The sequence below is a fragment of the Rugamonas sp. DEMB1 genome (assembly GCF_029834475.1).
GTDB classification, from domain to species: Bacteria; Pseudomonadota; Gammaproteobacteria; order Burkholderiales; family Burkholderiaceae_D; genus Rugamonas; species Rugamonas rubra.
The window spans coordinates 249342-275808 of the sequence record NZ_CP122407.1 but is presented as its reverse complement, the minus strand read 5'-3'; the positions used below and the strand labels follow the sequence as shown (position 1 = coordinate 275808).

General features: G+C 63.3%; 23 protein-coding genes and 1 pseudogene. 13 read left to right on the top strand and 11 right to left on the bottom strand.

The genetic code is table 11. The features are described from left to right. Nucleotides 1-63 precede the first annotated feature (63 nt). From dnaJ to QC826_RS01210, 6 genes and pseudogenes are all read right to left on the bottom strand, one after another. Nucleotides 64-1197, bottom strand: a complete 1134-nt coding sequence (gene dnaJ, locus QC826_RS01235; protein WP_093391006.1) for a molecular chaperone DnaJ — start codon at nt 1195-1197, stop codon at nt 64-66. A gap of 151 nt (nt 1198-1348) precedes the next feature. After that, complete coding sequence (dnaK, locus tag QC826_RS01230; RefSeq protein ID WP_279766352.1) at nt 1349-3346, bottom strand: molecular chaperone DnaK; 1998 nt, start codon at nt 3344-3346, stop codon at nt 1349-1351. A 51-nt stretch (nt 3347-3397) separates the two neighbouring features. Then, nucleotides 3398-3928: a nucleotide exchange factor GrpE gene (grpE, locus tag QC826_RS01225; RefSeq protein WP_279764057.1), complete on the bottom strand. Its 531-nt coding sequence runs from the start codon at nt 3926-3928 to the stop codon at nt 3398-3400. A 599-nt stretch (nt 3929-4527) separates the two neighbouring features. Continuing rightward, the gene (hemH, locus tag QC826_RS01220) at nt 4528-5637 is read right to left on the bottom strand and encodes a ferrochelatase (RefSeq protein WP_279764056.1); all 1110 of its coding nucleotides are present in this window, start codon (nt 5635-5637) and stop codon (nt 4528-4530) included. 215 nt (nt 5638-5852) lie between these two features. Then, nucleotides 5853-7521, bottom strand: a pseudogene (gene recN, locus QC826_RS01215) (DNA repair protein RecN). A 33-nt stretch (nt 7522-7554) separates the two neighbouring features. Continuing rightward, nucleotides 7555-8457 carry an NAD kinase gene (locus QC826_RS01210; protein ID WP_093391000.1) on the bottom strand — a complete coding sequence of 301 codons (903 nt, stop codon included), beginning with the start codon at nt 8455-8457 and terminating at the stop codon, nt 7555-7557. Nucleotides 8458-8664: 207 nt separating this feature from the next. On the opposite strand from QC826_RS01210, the gene QC826_RS01205 reads away from it, so the two are divergent. Then, nucleotides 8665-9042: a VOC family protein gene (locus QC826_RS01205; protein WP_093390998.1), complete on the top strand. Its 378-nt coding sequence runs from the start codon at nt 8665-8667 to the stop codon at nt 9040-9042. Between the two features lie 23 nt (nt 9043-9065). Here the strand turns inward: QC826_RS01205 and QC826_RS01200 are convergent, their stop codons facing one another. After that, nucleotides 9066-10004 carry a DUF3667 domain-containing protein gene (locus QC826_RS01200; protein ID WP_279764055.1) on the bottom strand — a complete coding sequence of 313 codons (939 nt, stop codon included), beginning with the start codon at nt 10002-10004 and terminating at the stop codon, nt 9066-9068. Nucleotides 10005-10217: 213 nt separating this feature from the next. Here QC826_RS01200 and QC826_RS01195 point away from each other — a divergent pair, with 213 nt between their 5' ends. The 4 genes from QC826_RS01195 (at nt 10218) to gloA (ending at nt 12860) form a co-directional block, all read left to right on the top strand. Further along, complete coding sequence (locus tag QC826_RS01195) at nt 10218-10475, top strand: hypothetical protein (RefSeq protein WP_279764054.1); 258 nt, start codon at nt 10218-10220, stop codon at nt 10473-10475. A 12-nt stretch (nt 10476-10487) separates the two neighbouring features. Next, nucleotides 10488-11840, top strand: a complete 1353-nt coding sequence (locus QC826_RS01190; protein WP_409567746.1) for a PQQ-dependent sugar dehydrogenase — start codon at nt 10488-10490, stop codon at nt 11838-11840. 105 nt (nt 11841-11945) lie between these two features. Further along, a complete protein-coding gene (locus tag QC826_RS01185; protein ID WP_279764053.1) occupies nt 11946-12371 on the top strand; it encodes an OsmC family protein in 426 nt (141 codons plus the stop codon). Nucleotides 12372-12452: 81 nt separating this feature from the next. After that, complete coding sequence (gloA, locus tag QC826_RS01180; protein WP_093389004.1) at nt 12453-12860, top strand: lactoylglutathione lyase; 408 nt, start codon at nt 12453-12455, stop codon at nt 12858-12860. Nucleotides 12861-13035: 175 nt separating this feature from the next. Here gloA and QC826_RS01175 read toward each other — a convergent pair whose 3' ends face one another. The 4 genes from QC826_RS01175 to QC826_RS01160 form a co-directional block, all read right to left on the bottom strand. Beyond that, nucleotides 13036-14382 (bottom strand): TolC family outer membrane protein, encoded by a 1347-nt coding sequence (locus QC826_RS01175; protein WP_279764052.1) that lies wholly within the window; start codon nt 14380-14382, stop codon nt 13036-13038. Nucleotides 14383-14517: 135 nt separating this feature from the next. Further along, complete coding sequence (locus QC826_RS01170) at nt 14518-14841, bottom strand: rhodanese-like domain-containing protein (protein WP_279764051.1); 324 nt, start codon at nt 14839-14841, stop codon at nt 14518-14520. 16 nt (nt 14842-14857) lie between these two features. Next, nucleotides 14858-15511: a protein-L-isoaspartate O-methyltransferase family protein gene (locus tag QC826_RS01165; protein WP_279764050.1), complete on the bottom strand. Its 654-nt coding sequence runs from the start codon at nt 15509-15511 to the stop codon at nt 14858-14860. A 171-nt stretch (nt 15512-15682) separates the two neighbouring features. Beyond that, the gene (locus QC826_RS01160) at nt 15683-16333 is read right to left on the bottom strand and encodes a TetR/AcrR family transcriptional regulator (protein ID WP_279764049.1); all 651 of its coding nucleotides are present in this window, start codon (nt 16331-16333) and stop codon (nt 15683-15685) included. 288 nt (nt 16334-16621) lie between these two features. On the opposite strand from QC826_RS01160, the gene QC826_RS01155 reads away from it, so the two are divergent. The 8 genes from QC826_RS01155 to QC826_RS01120 all read left to right on the top strand — a co-directional run bounded on the left by QC826_RS01155 (nt 16622) and on the right by QC826_RS01120 (nt 26467). Continuing rightward, entirely contained in the window at nt 16622-17050 is a 429-nt protein-coding gene (locus tag QC826_RS01155; protein ID WP_279764048.1) for a helix-turn-helix domain-containing protein, read from the top strand. A 261-nt stretch (nt 17051-17311) separates the two neighbouring features. Further along, the gene (locus QC826_RS01150) at nt 17312-18313 is read left to right on the top strand and encodes a TnsA endonuclease N-terminal domain-containing protein (protein WP_279764047.1); all 1002 of its coding nucleotides are present in this window, start codon (nt 17312-17314) and stop codon (nt 18311-18313) included. After that, the gene (locus QC826_RS01145) at nt 18310-20703 is read left to right on the top strand and encodes a Mu transposase C-terminal domain-containing protein (RefSeq protein ID WP_279764046.1); all 2394 of its coding nucleotides are present in this window, start codon (nt 18310-18312) and stop codon (nt 20701-20703) included. The genes QC826_RS01150 and QC826_RS01145 overlap by 4 nt, the downstream gene beginning before the upstream one ends. Beyond that, complete coding sequence (locus QC826_RS01140) at nt 20703-22199, top strand: hypothetical protein (protein WP_279764045.1); 1497 nt, start codon at nt 20703-20705, stop codon at nt 22197-22199. The genes QC826_RS01145 and QC826_RS01140 overlap by 1 nt, the downstream gene beginning before the upstream one ends. A 2-nt stretch (nt 22200-22201) precedes the next feature. Further along, a complete protein-coding gene (locus QC826_RS01135; RefSeq protein ID WP_279764043.1) occupies nt 22202-22540 on the top strand; it encodes a hypothetical protein in 339 nt (112 codons plus the stop codon). Between the two features lie 344 nt (nt 22541-22884). Further along, nucleotides 22885-24003, top strand: a complete 1119-nt coding sequence (locus QC826_RS01130; protein WP_279764041.1) for a hypothetical protein — start codon at nt 22885-22887, stop codon at nt 24001-24003. Between the two features lie 37 nt (nt 24004-24040). Then, nucleotides 24041-25192: a TniQ family protein gene (locus tag QC826_RS01125; protein WP_279764040.1), complete on the top strand. Its 1152-nt coding sequence runs from the start codon at nt 24041-24043 to the stop codon at nt 25190-25192. Between the two features lie 105 nt (nt 25193-25297). Beyond that, nucleotides 25298-26467 carry an AAA family ATPase gene (locus tag QC826_RS01120; RefSeq protein ID WP_279764039.1) on the top strand — a complete coding sequence of 390 codons (1170 nt, stop codon included), beginning with the start codon at nt 25298-25300 and terminating at the stop codon, nt 26465-26467.

Genomic DNA, 26467 nt, shown 5'->3' with positions numbered 1-26467 from the left:
GGCGAGCGTCAGGGCGGTCTATCGAAACGGACGCTGGCGCGTCCCGAGTGTGCGGCGACTATCTTACTCGAAGAAGTCCTTCACCTTGTCTTTCCAGGTCTTGCTTTGCGGGCTGTGCTTGGAGCCGCCCTCGGTGGTCAGCTTCTCGAAGTCGCGCAGCATGTCCTTTTGCTTGTCGGTCAGCTTGACCGGCGTCTCGACGGCGACATGGCAGAACAGGTCGCCGGCATAGCCCGAGCGCACACCCTTGATGCCCTTGCCCTTGAGGCGGAAGGTCTTGCCCGACTGGGTGCCTTCGGGAATCGTGAACGACACCTTGCCCGACAGCGTGGGCACTTCGATGTCGCCGCCCAGCGCCGCCTTGGCGAAGGAGATCGGCATTTCGCAATGCAGGTCGTCGCCCTCGCGCTGGAACACGCTGTGCGGCTTGATGTGGATCTCCACATACAGGTCGCCCGACGGTCCGCCGTTGGTGCCCGGTTCGCCGTTGCCCGACGAGCGGATGCGCATGCCGTTGTCGATGCCGACCGGAATCTTCACCTCCAGCGTCTTGTTGCGCTTGATGCGGCCGGCGCCGCCGCAAGGCGAGCAGGGGTCGGTGATGATCTTGCCGGTGCCGTGGCATTTCGGGCAGGTTTGCTGGATGCTGAAGAAACCCTGCTGCATGCGGACCTGGCCGTGGCCGCCGCAGGTGCCGCAGGTGGTCGGCGCGGTGCCGGGCTTGGCGCCGGAGCCGTGGCAGGTGTCGCACTTGTCCCAGGACGGCACGCGGATCGTCGTGTCGAAGCCGTGGGCGGCCTGCTCCAGGGTGATTTCCAGGTTGTAGCGCAGGTCGGCGCCGCGGTAGACCTGCGGGCCGGCGCTGCGGCCACGGCCGCCGCCACCGCCGAAGATGTCGCCGAAGATGTCGCCGAAGGCGTCGCCGAAACCGCCGGCGCCGCCGCCGAAGCCACCGCCGCCACCCATGTTGGGATCGACGCCGGCGTGGCCATAGCGGTCATACGCCTCGCGCTTTTCCGGATTGGTCAGCATCTCGTAGGCTTCTTTGACTTCCTTGAACTTCTCTTCGGATTCTTTGCTGTCCGGATTGCGGTCCGGATGGTACTTCATCGCCAGTTTGCGATAAGACTTCTTGATCTCTTCTTCCGAAGCATTTTTGGCGACACCGAGTGTCTCGTAGAAATCACGCTTTGCCATGTTGTCGGGACCTTGCTGTATTTACTGATGTACTGATTATGCGAAAAAGCCGAGCCGGAACCGGCTTGACGGTCACTCGGCTCGGCCGGTCTGCGCGGCGGCAAGTTCTGCCGGCGGGGCCGGACGCGCATGGCGTCCGGCCACAGACGGCTTACTTGCTGTCTTTGACTTCCTTGAAGTCGGCGTCGACCACGTCGTCCTGCTGCTTGGACTGGCCTTCGGCCGCGCCGGCGCCGGCACCCGGCTGGGCGCCTTCGGCGGCACCGCCGGCGGCTTGCTGCGCCTGCATGTCGGCGTACATCTTCTCGCCCAGTTTCTGCGAGGCGGTCGACAGCGAGGCCAGCTTGGCGTCGATCTCGGCCTTGTCGCCGGACTTGATCGAGGCTTCCAGGTCGGTGATGGCGGCTTCGATTTTTTCCTTCTCGCCCGCTTCCAGCTTGTCGCCGTATTCGGTCAGCGACTTGCGGGTCGAGTGGACCAGCGCGTCGGCCTGGTTGCGCGACTCGGCCAGCTCCTTCACTTTCTTGTCTTCCTCGGCGTTGACTTCGGCGTCCTTCACCATCTTCTGGATTTCCGCCTCGGTCAGACCGGAGTTGGCCTTGATCGTGATCTTGTTTTCCTTGCCGGTGGCCTTGTCCTTGGCGCCGACGTGCAGAATGCCGTTGGCGTCGATGTCGAAGGTCACTTCGATCTGTGGCGTGCCGCGCGATGCCGGCGGGATGCCTTCCAGATTGAATTCGCCCAGGCCCTTGTTGCCGGCGGCGATCTCACGCTCGCCCTGGAAGACCTTGATGGTCACGGCCGGCTGGTTGTCGTCGGCGGTCGAGAACACTTGCGAGAACTTGGTAGGAATCGTGGTGTTCTTGTGGATCATCTTGGTCATCACGCCGCCCAGGGTTTCGATACCCAGCGACAGGGGCGTCACGTCCAGCAGCAGCAAGTCCTTGCGCTCGCCCGACAGGACCGAACCCTGGATGGCGGCGCCGACGGCGACGGCCTCGTCCGGGTTGACGTCCTTGCGCGGGTCCTTGCCGAAGAACTCTTTGACCTTTTCCTGCACCTTGGGCATACGGGTCATGCCGCCGACCAGGATGATGTCGTCGATGTCGGAGACTTTGACGCCGGCGTCCTTGATGGCGATGCGGCAAGGTTCCATGGTGGCGTTGATCAGTTCCTCGACCAGCGATTCGAGCTTGGCGCGGGTCATCTTCAGCGTCAGGTGGACCGGCGCGCCGTTCGCCATGGCGATGTAGGGCTCGTTGATCTCGGTCTGCTGCGAGGACGACAGTTCGATCTTGGCGCGCTCGGCCGAAGCCTTGATGCGCTGCAGGGCGATCGGATCTTTTTTCAGGTCCAGGCCGTTGATCTTCTTGAACTCTTCGATGATGTAATCGATGATGCGCTGGTCGAAGTCTTCGCCGCCCAGGAAGGTGTCGCCGTTGGTCGACAGCACTTCGAATTGTTTTTCGCCGTCGACGTCGGCGATCTCGATGATCGACACGTCGAAGGTGCCGCCGCCCAAGTCATACACGGCGATCTTGCGGTCGCCCTTTTCGGTCTTGTCCAGGCCGAAGGCCAGCGCGGCCGCGGTCGGCTCGTTGATGATGCGCTTGACGTCCAGACCGGCGATGCGGCCGGCGTCCTTGGTGGCTTGGCGCTGCGAGTCGTTGAAGTAGGCCGGCACGGTGATGACGGCCTCGGTGACTTCCTCACCCAGGTAGTCTTCGGCGGTCTTCTTCATCTTGCGCAGCACTTCGGCGGAGATTTGCGGCGGTGCCAGTTTCTTGTCGCGCACACCGATCCATGCGTCGCCGTTGTCGGCCTTCATGATCGAGTAGGGCATCAGGCCGATGTCCTTCTGCACTTCTTTTTCGTCGAACTTGCGGCCGATCAGACGTTTGACGGCGAACAGCGTGTTCTTCGGATTGGTGACGGCCTGGCGTTTCGCCGGCGCGCCGACGAGGATTTCACCATCTTCTTGGTAAGCAATGATCGAGGGCGTCGTGCGCGCGCCTTCGGCGTTTTCGATTACCTTTGGCTGACCATTTTCCATGATGGAAACGCAGGAATTCGTGGTTCCCAGATCGATACCGATAATTCTACCCATGATTTTTCTTCCTTTTTTGCTAAGTTCAGATGGTACTAATATGTGGAAAAGCTGTATGTTTTCAAGTGCTTATCAAGCCGGCCCGACAAATTATTATTTTGCCTGCGCCGCCGTCACGATGGCCGGACGCAACAGGCGGTCGGCGATCATATACCCCTTCTGCAGCACCGAGACGACGGTGTTGGCTTCCTGCTCGGCCGGCACCACGGCGACGGCCTGGTGCTTGTTCGGGTCGAGCTTGTCGCCCTGCGCCGGCATGATCTCGAGCAGACGGTTCTTCTCGAAGGCCGCGCTGAGCTGCTTCAAGGTCATTTCGACGCCCTCTTTCAAGGAATCGATCGAAGGCGTTTCCACCTTCAAGGCCATTTCCAGGCTGTCCTTGACCGGCACCATGGCCTCGGCGAAGCTTTCGACGGCGAATTTGTGCGCCTTGGAGACGTCCTCCTGGGCGCGGCGGCGGATGTTTTCGCCATCGGCCTTGGCGCGCATGAAGGCGTCGCGCATCTCGACCAGGCGCGCTTCGGTGTCCGCCAGTTGCTGCTCCAGCGACAGTTGCTCTGGAGTCGAGGGGGCGCCCGCTTCCGCCTCTGGATTAGGCACGGCTTGGTTTTCCTGATCTTGCATCTGAGAGACTCCTACGTTCATATTTGTTTGACATGGCTTCTGTACCGACTGCGCAACAAATGGGGCGATATCCTACCTTTTCAAGGGGTATTCTGCCCGCGATTTAATCAGCAAAATCGCAGCAAACTCAGCCTTTGCCCCGGGGCGTGGCGCCGGCGGCGGCGTGGCGGGCTTGCCTAAATTGCAATCGTTCCAAAACTTCAGCAAAGGGGGATTCACATTTGCGCCGCAGCGTCTAAGATGAAACTAGACGGCCTGACAGGCTGTTCTTCCGGGAGCGCATATCATGAAGTTGCCGCTGATCACAGCATCCATCGTCGCCTACATCGTTCTGACGACCGCCTGGATCTGCTACACCGGGCTGATCCCCTAGCCTACAAGCCTGCTATTTTAACAGGCTGGCACTCGTCGAGGCCAAGTGCTGATTACGGCTTGGCGGCGCTGGTCCGGCACCCCTGTGGCTTTTCGTCTACGCCCGGCCGCACTGGCGGCCTTGCCGGCTTGGCGCGCGCCCGTGCGGCGGCGCCCGTGCCGCTGGCTCGGACGCTGGCTTGGACCACGGCGAGCGCGCTGGAGCAGCCGCAGGATCTGCCGCCGGATCAGGCGCTGGCGCCCAGGCGCAGCGCCGCTTCGCGGCCCAGTTCGGCGTCCTTCTTGACGGCCTCGCGCTGGGCCGGCGTCATCATGGTCGGCCAGCCTATCATGTGCTGCTCGGCGATCTCGGCCAGGCCGGCGATCCAGTCGGGCGACTCGTTCAGGCAGGGGATGTAGTGGAACACCTCGCCGCCGGCCGCCTCGAAATCGTGGCGCGCCTCCATGGCGATCTCCTCCAGCGTCTCCAGGCAGTCGCTGGTGAAGCCGGGGCAGATCACGTCGACCCGCTTGACGCCGTCGCGCGCCAGTTGCTGCAGGGTGGGCGCGGTGTAGGGCTGCAGCCACTCGGCCTTGCCGAAGCGCGACTGGAAGGTCACCACGTATTGCTGCGGCGTCAGCTTGAGGCGGGCCGCCAGCAGGCGCGCCGTCTTCAGGCACTCGCAATGGTAGGGGTCGCCCAGCAGCAGGGTGCGTTTGGGCACGCCGTGGAAGCTCAGCACCAGCTGGTCCGGCCGGCCGTGCGCCTCCCAGTGCGCCAGCACGCTGTGCTCGAGCGCGCGGATGTAGGCCTCGTGGTCGTGGTAGTTGCGCACGAAGCGCAGCTCGGGCAGGTTGCGCACCGCGCGGTAGTGGTCGAACACGGCGTCGTAGATCGAGCCGGTGGTGGTGCCGGAGTATTGCGGATATGCCGGCAGGATGGCGACGCGCTCGCAGCCGTCGGCCTTCAGCTTGGCCAGCACCTCGGGCAGCGAGGGCGAGCCGTAGCGCATCGCCATGGCGACGGTGACGCCGTCGTGGCCGCGCTCGGCCAGGGCGCCGAACAGCGCCTCGGCCTGGCGCTGGGTGTGCACCTTCAGCGGCGAGCCCTCGCGGCTCCAGATCGAGGCGTATTTCTTGGCCGACTGGCCGGAGCGGAACGGCAGGATGATCAGGTTGAGGATGCACCACCAGACGGCGCGCGGAATCTCCACCACGCGCGGATCGGACAGGAACTCCTTCAAATAGCGCCGCACCGCCGATCGGGTCGGCGCGTCCGGCGTGCCCAGGTTGACCAGCACGATGGCGCTGCGGCTGACGGTGCCGTGCGTGTATGGAGGTTCTTTTCGAAAGGACATGAAGGCCAATGGGAGGTGGACGGGACAGCCTGCCATTATAGAGAGCTTGCGCCCGGCCGGAGCGGAAAACTGCGCCGGCCGGCGCAACAACACGGGTCAGCCCCCAGGCGGGGTCAGTGCCGACATTTGGACACGACCTCAACTGTAGCTTCGTGCCGTTGAACGCCTTTGCTGCCGAGCCCGTGTACGAATGTCGGCACTGACCCCGGGGGGAGTTAGGAGGCGAGCAGCTCGCGGGCGTGCTTGCGGGTGGTGGCGGTGATCTCCAGGCCGCCGAGCATGCGGGCGACCTCCTCGACGCGGGCCTTGCTGTCGAGCACGTCGATGCGCGAGGCGGTCTTGCCGCTCTCCAGCGTGCGCTTGGCCACCTGGAAGTGGTGGCCGGCCTGGCTGGCCACCTGCGGCAGGTGGGTCACGCACAACACCTGGCGCTGCTGGCCGAGGCGGCGCAGCAGGCGGCCGACCACCTCGGCGACGCCGCCGCCGATGCCGCTGTCGACCTCGTCGAAGATCAGCGTCGGCGTGGCGGTGGCGTTCGAGGTGATGACGGAGATGGCCAGCGCGATGCGCGCCAGCTCGCCGCCGGAGGCGACCTTGGCCAGCGGCCGCGGCGCCACGCCGGCGTGGCCGGCGACCATGAATTCGACCTGCTCCAGGCCGCTGCTGCTCGGCTCGCCTGCGTGCAAGGCCACCTCGAAGCTGCCGCCGGTCATGTTGAGCTGGCTGCATGGCCCGCGTCACCTGCTCGCCCAGCTGGCGCGCCGCCACGGCGCGCGTGGCCGAGAGCCGCCGCGCCACCTCCATGTAGGCGGCCTTCAATTTTTCCTCCTGCTGGCGCAGGCCGTCGAGGTCGCTGGCGTCGGCCAGCTGCTGCAGCTTGCCGGCCAGCTTGGCGTGCTCGTCGGGCAGCTCGTCGGGCGTGACGCGGAACTTGCGCGCCGCGCTGTGGATCACCTCCATGCGGGCGTCGACCTGGCGCAGCCGCTCGGGGTCGAGTTCGACCCGGTCCAGATAGTCGTTGAGCGCGTAGACGGCCTCCTGCAGCTGGATGCGGGCCGGCTCGATCAGGTCGACCACGGCCTGCAGGCCGCTGTCGATGCCGGCCAGCTTGCCCAGCTTCTGGTTCAGCGCCGACAGCTGCGACAGCACCGGGTGCTCGTCCGCCTCGGAGATCACGGCCAGCGCCTCCTGCGCGCCCTCGAGCAGGCTGGCGGCGTGCGACAGGCGGCTGTGCTCGTTGGTGATCTCGGCCCACTCGCCCGGCTTGACGGCCAGCTTCTCCAGCTCGCCCACCTGCCATTCGAGCCGCTCGCGCTCGTACAGCACGTTGGCGGCGTTGGTCTCGAACTCCTCGCGCTGGCGCGCCAGCGCGCGCCAGGCCTTGTGGCCGGCGGCGACGGCGCGCGCGTCTGCGGCGGCGCCGGCGTCCTTGCTGGCGGCCTGGCTGTCGAGCAGGGCGCGCTGCGCCTCGGTCTTGAGCAGCGACTGGTGGGCGTGCTGGCCGTGGATGTCGACCAGTTGGTCGCCCAGCTCGCGCAGCTGGGCCGCCGTGGCGGCGGTGCCGTTGATGTAGGCCTTGGAGCGGCCGGCGTTGTCGATCACCCGGCGCAGCAGCGCGCCGCCCTCGTCGACGGCGAACTCGTTGGCCGCCAGCCACTGCGCGGCGGCCTCGCCGACGGCGAAGTCGGCGGTGATGTCGGCCTTGGCGGCGCCCTCGCGCACCACGCTGGCGTCGCCGCGGCCGCCCAGCGCCAGGGTCAGCGCGTCGATCAGGATGGACTTGCCGGCGCCGGTCTCGCCGGTGAAGACGGAGAAGCCGGCGGAAAATTCCAGTTCAATCGAATCGACAATGACGAAATCGCGGATGGACAGTGTACGCAGCATGGGCGGGGGCAAAGTGGGTGGGGTTGGGTTGGCTTAGCTGAGCTTGCCTTCACCGGACGGGTATTCGTTCCAGTGCAGCTTTTCGCGCAGCGTGTTGTAGTAGCTCCAGTCGTGCGGGTGCAGGAAGGAGATGGTGTGCGGCGAGCGGCGGATGACGATGCGGTCCTGCGCCGCCAGGCTGGCGAAGGTCTGCATGTCGAAGTTGACGCTGATGTCGCGGCCACGGACGATCTCGACCACGATCTCGCTCGACTCGGGCAGCACGATGGGCCGGTTCGACAGCGCGTGCGGGGCGATCGGCACCAGCACGATGCCGCCCAGGCTGGGGTGCAGCAGCGGGCCGCCGGCCGACAGGGCGTAGGCGGTCGAGCCGGTCGGCGTGGCGATGATCAGGCCGTCCGAGCGCTGGTTGTACATGAAGTGGCCGTCGACCTCGACGCGCAGCTCGGCCATGCCGGCGCCGGCGCCGCGGGCGACGACGACGTCGTTGACGGCCATGCCGACGTGGATGACCTCGCCGTCGCGCAGCACGCTGCCCTCGAGCAGGCTGCGGCGCTCGGCCTTGTAGCTGCCGCCGAGGATCTTGGCCAGCACGTCGAGCATGTTGTCGAGCGGAATGTCGGTCATGAAGCCGAGGCGGCCCTGGTTGATGCCGATCAAGGGCACGTCGTAGGGCGCCAGCTGGCGCGCGATGCCCAGCATGGTGCCGTCGCCGCCCATGACGATGGCGGCGTCGGCGCGGGCGCCGATGCCGGCCGCGTTGAGCACCTCGACGCCGTGCCGCCCCAGGTGGGCCGCCGTCTGCTCCTCGAGCACGACGCTGTGGCCGGCGCGCTGCAGGAAGTCGATGACGCTGTCGACCGACTCTTCGATGCCGTCGGTGTTCTGGCGGACGACAAGCGCGATGGTCTGGAACATGGCATGCGTGGCGGGCATAGAAATCTCGTAACAATATAGGATGGCGGGGCTGGCAACACGCAGCAGAGTAACCCATAATGCGGGCTTCTGCTATACGACGATGCCAGGCGCAAACCGGATGCCGGTACGCGAGTCCTCCACGGGAAGGCGTCGGAATACTGTATATGCAACCAGTATAGTGCGGGCAGGCTCAGACTGCAAGCGGCAACCTCACAGGAGAACAAGATGGCAAAAGCGTTGGGCGTAGGTGGTATTTTCTTTAAATCGAAGGATCCGAAGGCCTTGCTGGCCTGGTATCAGACCCATCTGGGCCTGCCGACCGAGTCGTCGGAGTACGCCTCCTTCTTCCCGGCCGCGCTGCCGGAGGGCAGTTGCACGGTGTTCAGCCCGTTCAAGGTCGACAACGGCTACTTCGCGCCGTCCAAGCGCGAGTTCATGTTCAACCTGATCGTCGACGACCTCGACGGCGCGCTGGCCCAGGTCAAGGCCGCCGGCGCCGAGCTGGTCGGCGACAGCCAGTCCTTCGACTACGGCCGCTTCGGCTGGTTCATCGATCCGGACGGCAACAAGGTCGAGTTGTGGCAGCCGTCCGGCAAGCTGTGATCTAGCCGGGCCGGCCTTGCCGCTCAGTGCGCCGTCAGGATGCCGACGCCCATGGAGAGCAGCAGGCCGATGCCGATCGTCACCGTGTAGACGGTCATCAGGGCCAGCCAGCGCCAGGCGGTGGCGCGGCGGCCGCGCCGGTAGACCCGGCGCATCGCCCACGGCAGATAGGCCAGCAGCCACAGCCACAGCAGGAACTCGACGCCGTCGTGCTCGATCAGGGTCATGGCGCCCAGCATGATGAAGGCGAAGGCGTTGCTGTGCAGGGCGAACAGCAAGTGTTCGCCGTAGCGCTTGCCCGAGCCGAGGTACAACAGCTTCAGGTACAGCGCGAAGACCGGCATCATCAAGAACAGCGCGTAGGGCGCGTAGTGGTAAAAACCGTCGCCGATGACCTTCGACTTCTCCGCGCCGGACATGTGTTCGAAATGCTGCCATCGCTTGGTCAGACCGGGCACCCGGTCGGCCCAGCGGGCGATGTCGGCGTCGTCGATGTCGCCGTCGACCTGCCCACCCACTTGCTCTTCATCCACTTGCTCTTTCTTGGCCGCCGGCTTGTGCCGTTCCCCGGCCGCCGCCGGCGCGGCCAGCTCGGCGGCCGGCTTGGCGTCGTCGTTGAACTGGATCGCGCCGCCATGGGTGAACTTGAGCAGGGCGAAGAACAGCACGCTCAAGGTCAAATACAAGCGCAGCGGCTGGACGAAGCGGACGCGACGGCCGGCCACGTATTCGCTGGTCAACAGGCCCGGGCGGAACAACAGGCGCCACAGCGTGCCCAGCAGCTTGCCCTCCAGCGCCACGTAGTGGCCGACGAACTCGTGCAGGAACTCGCGCGCGCTGGCCGGGTGCAGATGGGTTTCCTGGCCGCAGTTCTGGCAGAAGTTGCCGCCGGTCGGCGCCTGGCAGTTGTGGCAGAGCGCGAACGACGGATGCGTCTGCTCGGAGAGGGAATCTGGTTTCAATGCGGTGCTCTTTCCATGGCCGTGACGGAGAAAAGGACGGCGCGCCGTCCTGGCCGGAATAGTAACTGATTTCCCGAAAGAAATGCATGTTGAGCAACCCTCCCGTTGCCGCTCTGTTGTAGGCACGCCAGTCCGCGCGGCGTCGATCAAGCGGGCGACGGCACTGTTGGCGAAGCGCTAAGATGGCCTGCACGCCCACACGAGGAGAACGCGATGGCCACCACCCCGACGGAAAGCAAAACCGACACCAGCAAACCCATGCAGAACGACGGCAAGACCCGCCTGCCGCACGAGCGCGACGAAACGCCCGAGGGCCGGCCGGCCAAGCCGCGCGACGTGATGCGCCAGGCCGCCAGCGACATCGCGCAGGGCCTGGTCGACACCGACCGCCACGGCACGCCGGGCGTGGAGAAGGTTCGTCCGGCGCCCGCCGGCCAAGCCAGGCCGCTGCCCGACGGCAAGCGCGACTGAGCCGGCGGCCCCGTGCCCTGCCCGTCCAGCCCCAAACGGTGCCGCCGCGCCAGGAGCGCGCTCGGCCTGGCGCTGGCCCTGCTGGGCGGCGCCGCCGCCGCCCAGTACGCGCCCGGCTACGGCCCCAGTCCGGCGCTGCCGGAACCCGAGCGCTCGCTGATCCCCACCATCAACGTGGCGCCCGCCGAGCCCTGGCGGGACGACGCCAAGCCGGTGCCGGCCGCCGGCTTCCGCGTCACCGCCTACGCGCGCGGGCTGGCCCATCCGCGCTGGCTGTACGTGCTGCCCAACGGCGACGTGCTGGTGGCCGAGACCAACGCGCCGCCCAAGCCGGACGACAACGCCGGCATCAAGGGCGCCATCGTCAAGCGGCAGATGAAGAAGGCCGGCAGCGCCGGCGGCTCGGCCGACCGCATCACGCTGCTGCGCGGCGTCGACGCCAAGGGACAGGCGCTGGGTCGCCACGTCTTCCTGCAAAACCTGTACTCGCCGTTCGGCATGGCCCTGGTCGGCCACGACTTCTACGTCGCCAACACCGACGCCGTGCTCCGCTTCCCCTACCGGGACGGCCAAACCGGCATCGCCGCCGCCGGCGTCACGGTGATGGAGCTGCCGGCCGGCCCGCTCAACCACCACTGGACCAAGAACATCGCCGCCAGCCCGGACGGCAAGTTCCTCTACGTCGCGGTCGGCTCCAACAGCAACGTCGGCGAGAACGGCATCGAGCAGGAACAGGGCCGCGCCGCCGTCTGGCGGCTGGAGCTGGCCGGCGCCAAGGCGCGGCCCTACGCCAGCGGCCTGCGCAACCCGGTCGGCCTGGCCTGGGAGCCGGTCGGCAAGGCGATGTGGGTGGCGGTCAACGAGCGCGACGAGCTGGGCGACGACCTGGTGCCCGACTACATGACGGCGCTGCGCGACGGCGCCTTCTACGGCTGGCCCTACAGCTATTTCGGCCAGCATGTCGACCGCCGCGCCAGGCCGGCCAATCCGGCGCTGGTGGCCAGCGCCGTCGCGCCCGACTACGCGCTGGGCGCGCACACCGCCTCGCTCGGCCTGGCCTTCTACCAGGCCGACTTGTTCCCGCCCAGCTACCGGGGCGGCGCCTTCGTCGGCCAGCACGGCTCGTGGAACCGGCGCCCGCACAGCGGCTACAAGGTGGTCTACGTGCCGTTCAAGGACGGCAAGCCGGCCGGGCCGCCGCGCGACTTCCTGGTCGGCTTCCTCGACCGCGACGGCAAGGCGCACGGCCGGCCGGTCGGCGTGGCGGTCGCTGGCGACGGCGCCCTGCTGGTGGCCGACGACGTCGGCAACGTCGTCTGGCGGGTGGCGCCGGTGGCGGCGCCGGCGGCGCCGGACGGACGCTGAGGCCGGCGTAATCAAGCCCATGCGCCGCGCTGCGTGCGCGAACGTACAGAAGCCCGACAGTGGGCGGCGCATGATGGCCCATCGCAACCCACACGGGAGATCATCATGAAACGTACTGGAACAGCAGTTTGGAGCGGCGGCCTGAAAGACGGCAACGGCAAAATCTCCACCGAGAGCGGCGTGCTCGACAACGCGCAATACGGCTTCCACACCCGCTTCGAGCTGGGCGCCGGCACCAATCCGGAGGAACTGATCGGCGCCGCCCACGCCGGCTGCTTCACCATGGCCCTGGCGGCCCAACTGGGCGAGGCGGGCATCACGGCGAAAAGCCTGATGACCACCGCCACCGTCACGCTGGACAAGGTCGACGACGGCTTTTCGATCACCGAGGTGCACCTGAACCTGGTGGCCAACATCCCCGGCGCCGACCAGAAGGCCTTCGAGGCGGCGGCGTTGAAGGCCAAGCTGGGCTGTCCGGTGTCGAAGCTGCTCAACACCCACATCACGCTCGACGCGCGGCTGGACAACTAGGCCGCCGGCAGGCCGGCCCCGGCACGGAATCGGCAAAGCGCTTAGAATCCTGTTTTATCTCCAACACCAACAAGGATTCCCATGCGCATTCTGCACACCATGCTGCGGGTCGGCGACCTGCCACGCTCGATCGACTTCTACACCAAGGTGCTGGGCATGACCCTGCTGCGCACCAGCGACAACCCGGAATACCAGTACACCCTGGCCTTCCTCGGCTACGGCGCCAACCCGGAGCACGCCGAGCTGGAGCTGACCTACAACTACGGCCAGCACAGCTACGACATGGGCAACGCCTACGGCCACCTGGCCGTCTCCAGCGAGGACATCTACGCCACCTGCGAGGCGGTGCGCGCCAACGGCGGCAACATCACCCGCGAGCCGGGTCCGGTCAAGGGCGGCCAGACGGTGATCGCCTTCGTCACCGACCCGGACGGCTACAAGATCGAGCTGATCGAACGCAGCTTCGACGGCGCCGGCGCCGGTCTGTAGGCGGCGCGCAGCGGCAAACGCCAAGGGCGGCTCCACGGAGCCGCTTTTTTATGCCCGGTTGGCACGCCGGGCCGGCATGGTTCTCGCGCGCCAAGCCGATATTCACGGGTAATCGGACGCAAAAAAACGCCGGCGACTGGCCGGCGTTGTTTGCTGCGCGGAGACTGCCGCCGGCTTAGCGCGCCAGCAGGGCGTTGATCGGCGCCAGATCGTCTTCCTTCAGGGTGCCGGCCGCCGCCTTCAGGCGCAGGCCGTTCATGATGGTGTCGTAGCGGGCCTTCGACAGGTCCTTCTGGGTCGAGTACAGCAACTTCTGCGCGTTCAGCACGTCGATGTTGATGCGCACGCCGACCTGGTAGCCCAGCTTGTTCGACTCCAGCGAGGACTTGCTCGACAGCTCGGCCGCCTCCAGCGCCTTGACCTGGGCCAGGCCGCTGTTCATGCCGAGGAAGGCCTGGCGCGCGCTCTGCGAGGCGGCGCGGCGGGTGGCTTCCAGGTCGTTGCGGGCCTTGTCCTCCAGCGCGATGCTCTCGCGCACCTTGCTGGTCACGGCGAAGCCGCTGAACAGGGGAATGGACCAGTTGACGCCGATCGAGTTCTGTTTCAACGTGCCGCTGGCGGTCTGGTTGTTGTGCGTGGTGCTGGCCACCAGGCTGGCGGTCGGGTAGTGGCCGGAGCGGCTGCGCTCGATCTCGCGCTTGGCGATCTCCAGCGACAGCTCGGCGCCGACCACGGCGAAGTTCTGCCCCTCGGCCGAGCTGACCCACGGCTCCACGGCGGCCGGTTGCGGCGGCGCGATAGTCACGCCGGTGCGCAGCGGCGACAAGGCGGCCGGCGCCTGGCCGATGATGAGCTGCAGCGCGGCGCGCTTGTTGTCCAGGTCGTTGATGGCGGCGAACTCCTGCGCCACCACCAAGTCGTAGGCGGCCTGGGCTTCATGGCTGTCGGTGATGGTCTGCGTGCCGACCTCGAAGTTGCGCTTGGCCGAGGCCAGCTGCTCCGTCGTGGCGACCTTTTGCGCCCGGGTCGAGCCCAGGTTGTCCTGCGCCGTCAGCACGTCGAAGTAGGCCTGCGCCACGCGGGTGATCAGGCCCTGCTGCGACTGGGCGAAGGCGGCCTCGCTGGCGGCCTGCGACAGCTTGCTCTGCTGGTACTGCTGCCAGCTGTTCCAGTTGAACAGCGGCTGGGCCAGCGAGACGGAGTATTGGTTGACGTGGTTGTCGCGGTCGCTGGCGGTGACGAAGCCCAGGCCGGCGCCCGGCACCGTGCTCAGCTGGCCGACGTTGGACGGCGTGAAGTCGCCCGTGTTGCGCGAGTTGCCCCCGCTGGCGATCACCGACGGCAGCAGGCCTGAGCGGCCCTGCGTGATCCGCTCCCGGCCGGCGGCCTGCGCGGCGCGCGCGCTGGCGTACGTGGCGTCGTTGGCGAGCGCTTGCTGGTACACCTGGAGCAGGTCGGCCGCCTGTGCGTTGAGCGTCAACAAGGCGCTGGTGATCAGCACGGCGATAAGGGGTCTCTGCATTGCATTCTCCGTTGGAGTCGTCAAAAAAAGTTGAACAAATCAAAAAACAGGGGTCCGTCGCCGGCCGCGCGCGGCGCCGCCGGGTTGTCGCGGCGGCGCCGCCAGGGCGCCGCCGGCCGCATCGTTGCTATGGCCTCAATACTTCGGCATCGCGCCGTCGACCTGCAGCGCCCAGGCGTGGATGCCGCCGGTCAGGTTGTAGACCTTGGCGAAGGCGTGGCGCTCGAGGAAGGCGGCCACCTGCAGGCTGCGCGCACCGTGGTGGCAGATGCAGACGATGCTGGCATCCTCGTCGAGATCGTCGATGCGGGCCGGAACGGTCTGCATCGGCATCAGCGTCGAGCCGGCGATCTGGCAGGTCTCGAACTCCCAGTTTTCCCGCACGTCGAGCAGGAAGGGGCCGGGGCGGCTGTCGTCGGCCAGCCATTCGGCCAGCGCGGGGGCGGTGATGTGCTCCATGCGCGCGCGTGCCGCCTTAGAAGCTGAACTGCGAGGGCGTGGTGGCGTCCTTGAGCAGTTTGACTTCGGTTTCGAACAGGGTCTTGCTGTCGTAGGCCGACTCGCTGACGCGGGTCACCAGTTGGGCCTTCATGGCCGGCGACGCGCCGACGATGGCGACCAGGCGGCCGCCGACCTTCAGCTGTTGCAGGAAGGCGTCCGGCAGCACCGGCAGGCCGCCGGAGATGACGATCACGTCGTAGGGCGCGCCCTTGCTCCAGCCCTGGGCGCCGTTGCCCAGCTCGACGGTGACGTTGCTGACGCCGTTGTCGGCCAAATTCTTTTCCGCCAGCGCCTTCAGCTCGGGAGAAATCTCCACCGAGGTGACGTGGCGGCCCTTGTGCGCTAGCAGCGCGGCCATGTAGCCCGAGCCGGCGCCGATTTCCAGCACGTTCTCGTGCTTCTTCAGATTGATGTCCTGCAGCAGGCGCGCCTCCAGCTTCGGCGTGAACATGGCCTCGCCGCCCGGCAGCGGGATTTCGCTGTCGACGAAGGCCAGGTTCTTGTAGGCGGCCGGCACGTAATTCTCACGCTTCACCACCAGCAGCAGCTCCAACACGTCCGGGTCCAGGACGTCCCAAGGGCGGATTTGCTGTTCGATCATGTTGAAGCGGGCTTGTTCGATATTCATCTTATGACTCGGCGGTAAGGAATAATCCGTCATTTTATCGTTGAACTGGTCAGGAAGCACATGTTAACGACAAACAGGCGGGATCGCGGGAAATTGCGACAGTCTGCAGTTTGGAGGGGTTGAACGTACCAAATCGGCAACCCGGGGCGCGCCGGGGCGCCGGCCCGGCGCTCACGGCGCGGCGCCGGCGGGCGGCTGCAGGCCGCGCAGCGCCAGCGCGATGAAGTCGCGCATATAGGGTTCCGGCTCGATATGCGTCATGTCGCAGGGCAGGAAGCCGTGCGACCACATCATCAGCATGATCACCGGCGCGACCAGGATGGGGGTGATCGACAGCGGGTCGTGCGGCAGGAACTCGCCGCGCTCTATGCCGCGGCTCAACACCTTGGCGATCAGGCCGTTGCCGCGCGCCACCACCTCGTCGTTGTAGAACTGGGCCAGGTCGGGGAAGTTGTTGGCCTCGGCCATCATCAGCTTGGTGATGCCGGCCAGCCGGGTGGCGCCGATCTGCTCCCACCAGGTCATCATGATCAGGCGCAGCAGCTCGGCGCTGTGGCCCTGGTAGTCGGCCACGGCCTGCTCGGCGGCGCCGATCGGGCTGACGATGTTGTCGCGCACGACGGCCTTGAACAATTCTTCCTTGTTCTCGAAATACAGGTACAGCGTGCCCTTGGAGACGCCGGCGCGGCGCGCCACGTCCTCCAGCCGGGTGGCGGCGTAGCCGCGCTCGACGAACTGCTCCAGCGCGGCGGCGAGCAATTCCTGCGGCCGCGCATCCTTGCGCCGCTCCCAGCGTGGTTTGGTTTCTATCGGGGCTGACATCGGGTCGCTCATTTAACTTACTCTTAAGTCATTAATATAGTCGCCCGCGTGCCTAGCGTCAAGCGCGATGGCCTTGTTACGTCCTAATAGAAACTTGAATGGAACAATAAAAACTTGAATGGGCTGGCAGGCCGTATTAATAGAATCTTGAATGACCAGACCATGCGTGCGCGCTCAAGACAATGACGCACTGAAATTTATGCCTTGCGCGCCCTTTTTTGTTGACAAAGGAAAAAATATGTCCATACTAGTTCCATTGTTAGTTCTTTTTACGCCTAAAGTTGGTATATGAGCCCATTCTCAACAGTGTTCCGGGAATTGCGCATATTTTGCGAGTTGCGGCAGGCCGAATTCGCATCCCAGCTAGGCTACGAACAGAGTTACATCTCAGCCATCGAGCTGGGGACCAAGGGGCCACCGTCCGTTGATTTTGTCGAGCGGCTGGTGCAACGCCTAGAGCTTGACGAACATTGGCAGAAACGGTTGCTGAATGCGCTTGACGAGTCTCAGCGCAAAATCATCCTACCCAATGAGGTGTCGGATGAGACGTACAAAATGTTCAATGAACTACGTCGCCAGATCGGTGCATTGCACCCGGCCCAGGTGGAACTGATACAAATGGCATTACGCATGCCGGCGATGCTGGCTTGCCCCCCTTTCAAACCTTTGCGCGTCATCAAGCGCAAGAGCGAATCAGACACGACTGAAGCGGTCTAATAGTTAGAGGTAGGGTGGTGTCGGGCCAATGGTTTGCATCACATCAGGATGAGGCGATTGCGCACCGCTCCCCGCGCAAGACCGCCCAATCTGCGCCAAGGTATGAAGTAGGTGGCCGCAACGGATCATACGTGAATCGTCCGATATCCAGTTTGCGCACTATTCACCTCCAAAATTTGAGCTTTTCCCTTCACAGAGCAAAGTGAGCGCTGTTACGCCTCGCTGCGCGTGGAAAACCATATTCTGGAGATGGAGTGATCCATGTCGGAAACTACGCAACAGTTGGCCATTCGGGGGGACTCCGACGATCCGTCAGAGCTTACTGCGCTCTCCGTCGAACCGATCCCAAAAACCCGCCTCCAAAAGGGGATGACGCACAAGAAATTGTGTGAACGCATACAGCTCGGCCACGGTATTGGTCATGGCAGCCGCTACCTGCCTTGGTTGATCCTGCGGCGCAAAAATCCTTCCCCTTACTCGAATCAGGTGGCCTCATCGATGCCGCCGCTGGGCCGAGGAGCATACTATTTTTCACGTGGCGAATACCATACCGCATTGATGCTGCTATGGCTGGGCGTCCTCGACCTGCGCGAACAGTTTCCGTTATGGCCTATGGCCCATCCTCATCCCCTCGACGGAACACCAGGAGCTGCGGCAATCACAAGACCCTGGTCGCGGGGGTTGCTCGATATTGCACGCGAAGCCGGTATCGACCATGGCTACGAGATCGGCACCGGTGTCCCCTATGTTGCCAGCCTTGATTTGCTTGCCACGGTGCCGCTCAAGAGCGGTTATGCACTTGCTGGGTTCTCCTCCAAACCGATAGCTGAACCCGATGAGGAAGTCAAATGGCGTACTCTTGAGCGACTGGAGCTGGAAAGGCGCTATATCGCCGGCGTTTGCGGCACCTATTTCGTCTCAAGTTCGGCCCTAGTCCCGAAACTCACCGCCGGACATTTAGAAGCCTGGCTTGACGCCTCGACGCTGCATTGCGCTCCCCACCTCATTGTCTACGCGGCCGAATTCACGCAACACCTCAACGCATACCTGGATCAACCAATAAACGAAACGGTGATCCATGCGTCACAGGCGCTCCGCCTAACGACAGACGAAGCATGGCTATTGTTCCGGCACTGCGCGTGGACGCAGAGCGTCGATATCGACCCGTCGAGGCGAATTCTAACTTCGTATCCGATACTTGCAGGCGGACGGGCCCTGCGCGACAACTTGCGCCGGCGCTTTTTCGGGGAGACGTGGTCATGACGAAAGCATCCATCGAACCGGGCCTGGTGATTGCCGGCACGTCGGCCAACTCACCGCTGCCGGGCTTGCACCGCGTATTGGAAATCGTTCCCCATCTGGACCAAGTAACTTTGATACCCATTCCAGTGGCAGCCCGGGAAATGGCTGGAAAAAAGCAAAAAAGCTACTATGCCAAAGGCTTCTTCTTGAAAAAACTATCGCAACTCCAGTTTTGGCTTGAAACGAATGAGGTCAAACGAAGCGAACTGGTACTGCCGAGCCACTGGTACCTGGGGGATGAGGATTTGCGCCGGCAGTGGCCTCCCGTCAACGCCCCCGACACCGCTCCCGAAGACCGTGGCCGATCCCCCCTCGAAGTGCGGCGTGACCGCAAATGGCGATTGATCGAACCGCTTATTCCGGAGGGCGCTGGCACGAGAACACGCCCGCCCGACCTCACGTGCCTGCACGCCCTGGTGCGCGAACGTGCCCGGATGGCGAACGTCAGCGCTGGCCAAATATTTGATGCACTGCATCGTTACTACGCTTTTGGCGGCATCAAAAATTCACTAATACCGAACAATGTCGGCCGATCCGGTGCCCCGGGTATCCCCCGGCGCGGAAAGAACCAAGTCAAGCTTGGCCGCAAAAACGCTCTTGTAAAAGCGGGCGATACCGAGAGAGCCGGCCTCATTTTGACTGACGCGGATGTGCTGAACATTCAAGACGCCTACTTGGCGTTCGTACGGCCAGGCACCACCATAGAGCAAGCATTCCTCTCCATGAGTGCTGCGTATTACAGTACTGGCTATGAATACAAACACGGCTACGTAACGCCGCTCCTGCTCGATGCGCACCTGCGCCCCACCTACATTAACTTTACCTATCATGGCCCGCGCGCCCCCGATGCTACTGCTGCCGCGCGACGGTTGATGGGCGAAGGTGAGTGGGCGCGCGATTGGCGTCCACTCGTCGGTACCGCACGCGATGCCATCGTCGCGATCGGACAGGTCGGTTCCTTGGATGCCTCCCCCGTCGACGTCAACTTCGTGGCCTGCGGTAATCCCCTGCAACCAATTGGTGTCGGCCGAGGTCTATTCGTGCGCGATGCCTGGCTCGGGCTGTACCTTGGCTGGCATATCGGCATAGCGGGACTGGGCACCGACGACGCCAAGATGGCAATCCTGAGAGCGGCCACCGACAAGGCCTCGATACTCGCCCGCTACGGCCTCGATTTGCCGCCGGATGATTTCCCGTCAATGTTCTTTTCCAAGTACCTCTCTGACAATGGCGAGTTGCGCAGCAAAGATGGAATGAATACCATCGTCGATCAACTGACCTCGCGCATCGAGTTTATCGCCAGCGGCAGAGCGGATCGGAACAGCCCGTCCGAGTCCGGACACCACGAACGGCATCGCGGCTTCGACCACCACATCACCGGAAGTACCAAAGGCCGCAAGGCGAAGCGCGGCGAGCGGCCGGCGATCAGCAAAGCGCTGATTTCCCGGTTTACCTACACACGTCTGTTGTTGCTATGGATACATTGGGCAAACACCAAGCAGGAGCTTGCCCTACACATGGTGCCAACCGAAATGCGACGTGAGTTTGCCGCGCAAGGGAAAGCCGCACCACGCACCAGGATCGGCATCTATCGATGGGCAAGACTGAATGGCTACGTCGCTGGAAAACCCGCCGACCCGACCTACTTGCGCGCGCATCTGTTGCCCCGATTTACCGCCACCATCCAACGTGGTGGTTTGATCCTCCATCGCCCGAACACCGGCAATGCTGTTGAGTTGCTTCACGGCGCGCGCTTCAACCATGAATACCTGGGCCACTCCGGCCTAATTCGCGATGCCATCGCTAGTGGCAACATCCACGTCGAGGTACGGGCCGATCCTGATGACCTTTCGCAAATTATTCTGATGGACAAACAGGGGATGCACCTCATTCCCAACATCAAGGATGACGCCATCCTGATCCTCGAAGGGGGCATGGCGGACCTCTGCGGGCTCAATGACGCAGGTCTTCGCGACGGTCTGGCCAGCACCTCCCAGCGCGACCAGGATGGCGTGGACCAGCAAGCGTTCAGGCAAGGGGCCGAGGGCGAGGCAGCAGAACAGCAAAGGCTGGCGCGGGCGCATCTGGGCAGCAAGAAGGCGCCAAGCTCCAAGGTGGCGAACGTACGTGCGGCGCAGGCCCAGGAAAAACGCGACCAGCTTGACGACGCGGCCCGGCGCGCGGCGGATCACGGCGCATCTTTCCCGCCCCCATTGCAACAGCCTGCTACCGCACCGCCGGCTGCCGTCGCGGCGCCTGCCCCGACCAACCCGCCCCCATCGGAGTCGTCGCGCCTGACAGAGATCCGAAAGAGTCGCCTCGCCCTATTCAACCGTGAAAGGAAGTTCTGATGCACGCATCCGCTGAAACCCTCATACCGCCGCCGACCGACAATCCTTTTCTGGAGCCGCTTGAAGCATATTTATCCACCGACGGCCTTGAGCCGCGTTTGGCGAATTGGCCGTTGACGGGAGTGGACGTGAAACACATCGACATGCAAACACGCCATGACCTACTCGATCGTCTTCAAGATCAAATGTTCGAGCCGACGCTCACGGCACTCGATACGACAAGTCGCCTGTATCGCATGATCCGGCGCGGCTACACGGCCCGCAATCCAACGTCGGTGTCATCGCGGCAGCACACCATGGGGCTTGCCCGCTGCGCAGGCAAAGAAATAAACAACTTGCCCTGGTTGCCAAGCTACGCGAAAGGCATGCGCGCGAGCGGCGTCACCGGACTTGGCAAAAGCTACGAGATTTTGCGCGCGTTGTCGCTTATTCCACCCCGCATCGTTCACGGAAAATCCAAAAGCGCCGATTGGACCCACATGGTCCAGGCATCATGGCTCTACGTGGCCATGAGCCATGACGGCTCGCTTGGCGGCCTGCTGCTGCAGATCCTGACCGCGCTCGATGTCGCCATCGGTACCAGCTATGCGCGCGACCGCGGCATCACCGGTCTGAGCAACGAAAAGCAAGCCGTCCATGTCGGCATCATCCTGATCAACCACGGTGTCGGGGTACTGGTCATTGATGAGCTGCAGGGGCGCAATTTCGCTGGCGGCGTGCGCGGCGGCCTGGCGGCGACATTCTTCCTGCGGCTTCTCAACTTCGGCATTCCATTGGTTTTGATGGGCAATCCGCTGGGTATGGATGCGCTTGACACATTTTCGCAAGACATGCGGCGCGTCGGATCGGGCGGCAACATTGAAATGCATCCCTTGGAATCGTACGAGACCGACTTCACCGACGTGCTTGCCCCTGCACTGTGGCGCTACAATGTGATGCCGGAACCCTCCCCGATCCGCGATGACGATGGCGCGATTCTGTTCAAGTATTGTGGCGGCATCCGCGACTATGCCGCACGTATCCGGGCTAGTTCCCAGCGTCTGGCCTTGGACGAAGGATGCGCCTTTGTTACCGAGGACCATATGGCGCAGGCGTTCAACGGTCCGGACTTCAGCGCCAAGGAGCGGGGTCTGATCGCCGGTTTTCGCGACAAGAATCCCATCATTCTTCAACAGTTCGACGATATCCCATGGCAACGGTACGCGGTACGCTGGGGATTGCATCCGTCCGCTCCGGACACGCCGGCATCGGTGCCGGCGCCGCCTCCTGCTGTGCCGGCCAAGCCGCGCAAACCGGCGTCACAGCAAGCGAAGGAAACCGCGCAGCGAAACCGCACCCGCAAAGCCAATCAAAAGGCCGAGAACGCCGTCGCACGAGCCAACCTCGACCCGGAGGACATGCGCAATCAGGGCTTGCAGCAGCACCTGATCAGCGGCCTCGAGCAATTGCAGGTCCATGACAATCCACTGACCAATCCATCCCCATCAGGAGTGTGAGAATGTCCGTCAAGCCATACACGCCGCCAGCGAGCTTCCTTCCCTTTTTTCCTGCCGGTTTTCCTGACGAGACCATTGGCTCACGCGTAATCCGATACCATATCCGCCGGGGGTGTCCAACCATGTACGCGATGTACAAACACCTGTTCGGAAAGTCCCCTTTCAGTTTGACGGGACTGGTACAGCCGCATCTCGCCAAGCTGGCCGAAAAACTGCCCGGTTCACCCCAAGCCAATCTGCTGGAGTTACAACACGACAGCACGCTTTTGCCGCTGTTTCAACAGTTCTTCGGCCCCAAGTCGGCGGTCAGGCACGCGGACCGGACCCCGGGCACCCCCTGATCAAGCTGTCCCGGCGCATCAATGGTGACAGCCGGCTCACCTACCTATGCGCTCAATGCCTGATCGATGACGAGCACGAGCACGGCTGGCCGTATATCCATCGCGCTCACCAGATCCCCGGTGTGACCGCCTGCTGGAAACATGCCACGCGACTTCTTGATCGCTGCCCGAAATGCGGGTGTCCGTTTGCGCAACCAGATCAACTAATTCTATCCGCTTGGACCGGGTGCGAGTGCGGTTACGCGATAACCGATCACGCGCACGCCGACCAGCAACCGGCATCCGGCGTGGAGGTAGAATTTTCCCGCTTTGCGCAAGCGCTACTGGCTGCTGAGCCGAGGCGATTGAGTATCGAGCAGTTGATCAATATTTATAAAGCGCGCGCAATTGAAATGGGTTGCCGGTGGGGAGACGACCGCGTCAACCACAGGATGTTGTTTGGAAAAATCGAAGCCCATTTCGGGAAGGAACTGTTCTCGATGATCGATCCCGCGTACAGGTCTGGGAAAACGGAACACTGGCTCAACATCCTGTGCGCCCACTCCTCGGTGGAGGCGCCGCTGACCCGGCACCTGATGGCCGCCTATTTTCTTTTTCGCGATGCCGCACTCTTTCTCGGCCACGCCGACGCCATCCTCCACACTAAACCCGAACTCGGCGACCTGCCGCATATCTTTGGCGGCGCCCCGACGTTGTTCGAAGATAATGCCGAGTCCGCAGTGGAAAAACAGCCAGAGGAAGAGTTGCTCAACGAATTGGTCAATTTGGCGCAGCGAGATGACTATGACATTGCACAATTGTGGCGCCACCACTACACCGCCATGAAGCGGGTTGTCAAACTACTGCCCAACGCCGGCGACGTGATCGAACGTCGCCTGAAGATTGCCGCAGCGAACAAAAGAAGGAATGCAGCCAGGGCACTGAAAACGAGGGAACGGAATCGCCTCCGAGATATCCAATGGTCGGAATCCATCAAAGCGAGCTCGGCCGCGCTATATGGGGAGAATGCTAAACCTATCCGCATTACCAGGAACAAATTGCTCACTGCATCGATATTCCAGCCTAAAGGCAGCGGTTGGCCGCAAGAGCCGGCATTTCCCCTGAGCGTAGCCGCAAGTAAAGCCCATGAGGAGAGCATCTGGCATTTCTACGCACGGCGTTTGCTATGGACATTGCAGTGCCTTCACGATCCGGAAACGCCAGAACACAAAATCATCACTCTATCCAGGCTAGAGGTCAACAAAGCCAGGGTAGTGATGGCCTATTTTTCCGACTTCGTACCGTGCGGAGGAGGCTCCATCCAAGTCATCAAGTCGATTTTGAAGGAGCGTGGTATCAGCAAGGATTGGCAAGGCCCTTGCCCGGAGCGGGAGTTCTACAAGACAGGCCGGGCATATCTGCTGCGCACTACCCGCCGGGGTCCGATCGGCGGTCACACGGGGGATACGCAGCCAGGCGCCTGACGTCTGCAGCGCCCTCGTCAACCAAGAGTCGCATCCCATGCAGATCCATTCCTTGCCGATTGCACGGCCCGATGAAACCCTCTACAGCGTCGCGGCAAGGATACGGCTGGCAAACGCGGCCAGAAACGACCGCGACGCCTGCAGGAGCATGTTTGGCCCCTCGCGCAACATGCGGGTGTCGGAATTCCCGGTCAACCTGGCTCACTTTTGTGGCATCACGCATGAATGCTTTGGCAATCCGGCCCGCGTTCTCAGTAACTTGACCCTGGCGGGATTTTTCGAACGGCTCGACAGCCGTCCATGGCATGCCGGCTCCTCCAACGCGCCCGTCGCCACGGCCGGATATGGCTTGGCGACGCTGTCGAACGGTTCGGCCGGTAGGTGGCGAATCTGCCGGCGGTGCGTCGAAAATGACCTAGCTCACCACGCTACAGCGTTCTGGCGGCGTGCACACCATTTGCCAACTGGATTCCTGTGCACGATCCACGACACGCCGCTGGCGACGTGCATGTCGTCTCCACTCGAACGCCACAACCGCTTTCTGTTGCCAGAGCAAACTTCGGCCACCACCGTGCTCCCCGAGATCGATTGGGTGACCCATCACCATCTCCTGGCGCGCTTGACAGCGCTCGGTATCGACGTGCTGGAGGATGGGCGACAGCCTGTCGACGCGCGCACGGTGCGCGCCACCTTGTTCAATGCGCTCGGCGACCGTGGCCTGTTGACGACGTCAGGCCTGCTTCGGCGAGTTCAGTTCGCCAGTGAATTCGCCCATCGCTACCACTTCCTAAGCCAACATCCGGACTTCAGCCTCGCACTCTCGCCGAAGGGAATCGATATCTTGCAACGCGGTTTGTCCCATCCGGGGCCGGCGCGTTCAGCTGCGCACAACCTGCTCCTGATCGACTGGTTGTTCGGCACCTGGCAGGCATTTCACCAGCAGTGCCTGTGGCAGGCGACGATGGATTGCCTCACCCTCTCCACTATAAACGTGCGACAGGACGAAGTAACCCATCAGCACCGCAAAGCATGCGTGGCCTTTCTGGAAGCCCATACATTGGCAACACGCAGCTGCTTCTCCCGTGCCGCCCCAGCATCGTTTAGGTGGTTGTTGCGTAACGACGAAGAGTGGCTCAATGGCAATTTGCCAAGGGTGCGGCCTATGCGAACTCAAGGAACCCTGTTTTGACACATTACGGCAACTTGCCAAGAGAAAAATAGTGGCGACATATTTATATTCGCCATATACTTCGTCAATTAATCATACGCAAGCACGGGAAATTTGAGGGGCAAAGTGGAAACAACTGACGTAAACATTGATCTTGAGGATGATTTCGCCAATTTAGCTAGATTGGCGGCCACTGGGGCCGTCGAGGACGTACGACTGTATCTGGCCAAGCTGGTCCGCAAGCACAGAACATATCATCCCGAGTTCGCTTCGCGGCTCGATCAAACGCTCAAGGCCACGCAAACTCGGTCGTTAGGTCCGTCGATCATGCGCCGTCACGGCGGCTTCGACCCGACTCAGAGCCCGATGCCGGCCGATGCAGACTCGAAGATGTCACTGATCCGTGTGTTCGATGACCTGAAAGGCATCGAATGCCCCATCCTGTCGCAAAGCCTGCTAGGACAGTTAAGCACTATCACGCAGGAGCGTAAGGAACGTGATCGACTCGCCGCGCACGGCATCCGTCCAACACGCTCCGCTGTCTTCGTCGGCCCCCCCGGGGTGGGCAAGACGCTGTCGGCGCGTTGGCTTGCTGCGCAAATCGGCAAGCCGTTGTGGGTGCTGGATTTGACAACGGTCATGAGCAGCCTCTTGGGCAAGACCGGCAACAACCTTCGGATGGTGTTCGAGCACGCCAAGGAAAACGAGGCGGTCCTGCTGCTAGATGAGGTCGATGCGATCGCGAAGCGGCGCAGCGACGAGTCCGACGTGGGTGAATTGAAACGCCTCGTTACCGCTATCTTGCAAGAAGTTGATGCTTGGCCGGACACGGGCTTACTGCTGGCGGCCACGAATCACCCCGAACTCATCGATCCGGCCCTGTGGCGGCGCTTCGACGCCATTCTAACTTTCGGTTTGGCAGACACCCAAGGAGTGGAGGCGGCTGTGCGCCGTTATCTCGGCCCAAGTCTGGATGTATTCGCCCCTTGGATACCCATGCTCGTCTCCTCGCTCCAGAAAACGTCGCTTTCCGATGTCGAGCGCACCGTCACTTCGCTGCGACGCAGCGTCGTCTTGCAACAGACGGATCCGGCTCACTTGGTCATCGAACTGGCTACACGCAACGCATCACACTTGGACAAAGTCGCGCGGCGCGACCTGGCGATCGAATTGGCACGAAGCGGATCGCTGTCGCACAACCAGATATCGGAAATGACGGGTGTGGCGCGCGACACACTCCGCAAATACGCAGGTCATTCGCCAATCAGGGGGCGCGGCCCCAAAAAGGGAACATAA

Coding starts and splice junctions, on each gene's coding strand:
- dnaJ (WP_093391006.1), bottom strand. CDS start 1,197: ATGGCAAAGCGTGATTTCTACGAGACACTCGGTGTCGCCAAAAATGCT.
- grpE (WP_279764057.1), bottom strand. CDS start 3,928: ATGCAAGATCAGGAAAACCAAGCCGTGCCTAATCCAGAGGCGGAAGCG.
- hemH (WP_279764056.1), bottom strand. CDS start 5,637: ATGTCCTTTCGAAAAGAACCTCCATACACGCACGGCACCGTCAGCCGC.
- QC826_RS01210 (WP_093391000.1), bottom strand. CDS start 8,457: ATGCCCGCCACGCATGCCATGTTCCAGACCATCGCGCTTGTCGTCCGC.
- QC826_RS01205 (WP_093390998.1), top strand. CDS start 8,665: ATGGCAAAAGCGTTGGGCGTAGGTGGTATTTTCTTTAAATCGAAGGAT.
- QC826_RS01195 (WP_279764054.1), top strand. CDS start 10,218: ATGGCCACCACCCCGACGGAAAGCAAAACCGACACCAGCAAACCCATG.
- QC826_RS01185 (WP_279764053.1), top strand. CDS start 11,946: ATGAAACGTACTGGAACAGCAGTTTGGAGCGGCGGCCTGAAAGACGGC.
- gloA (WP_093389004.1), top strand. CDS start 12,453: ATGCGCATTCTGCACACCATGCTGCGGGTCGGCGACCTGCCACGCTCG.
- QC826_RS01175 (WP_279764052.1), bottom strand. CDS start 14,382: ATGCAGAGACCCCTTATCGCCGTGCTGATCACCAGCGCCTTGTTGACG.
- QC826_RS01170 (WP_279764051.1), bottom strand. CDS start 14,841: ATGGAGCACATCACCGCCCCCGCGCTGGCCGAATGGCTGGCCGACGAC.
- QC826_RS01165 (WP_279764050.1), bottom strand. CDS start 15,511: ATGAATATCGAACAAGCCCGCTTCAACATGATCGAACAGCAAATCCGC.
- QC826_RS01160 (WP_279764049.1), bottom strand. CDS start 16,333: ATGTCAGCCCCGATAGAAACCAAACCACGCTGGGAGCGGCGCAAGGAT.
- QC826_RS01155 (WP_279764048.1), top strand. CDS start 16,622: ATGAGCCCATTCTCAACAGTGTTCCGGGAATTGCGCATATTTTGCGAG.
- QC826_RS01150 (WP_279764047.1), top strand. CDS start 17,312: ATGTCGGAAACTACGCAACAGTTGGCCATTCGGGGGGACTCCGACGAT.
- QC826_RS01145 (WP_279764046.1), top strand. CDS start 18,310: ATGACGAAAGCATCCATCGAACCGGGCCTGGTGATTGCCGGCACGTCG.
- QC826_RS01140 (WP_279764045.1), top strand. CDS start 20,703: ATGCACGCATCCGCTGAAACCCTCATACCGCCGCCGACCGACAATCCT.
- QC826_RS01135 (WP_279764043.1), top strand. CDS start 22,202: ATGTCCGTCAAGCCATACACGCCGCCAGCGAGCTTCCTTCCCTTTTTT.
- QC826_RS01125 (WP_279764040.1), top strand. CDS start 24,041: ATGCAGATCCATTCCTTGCCGATTGCACGGCCCGATGAAACCCTCTAC.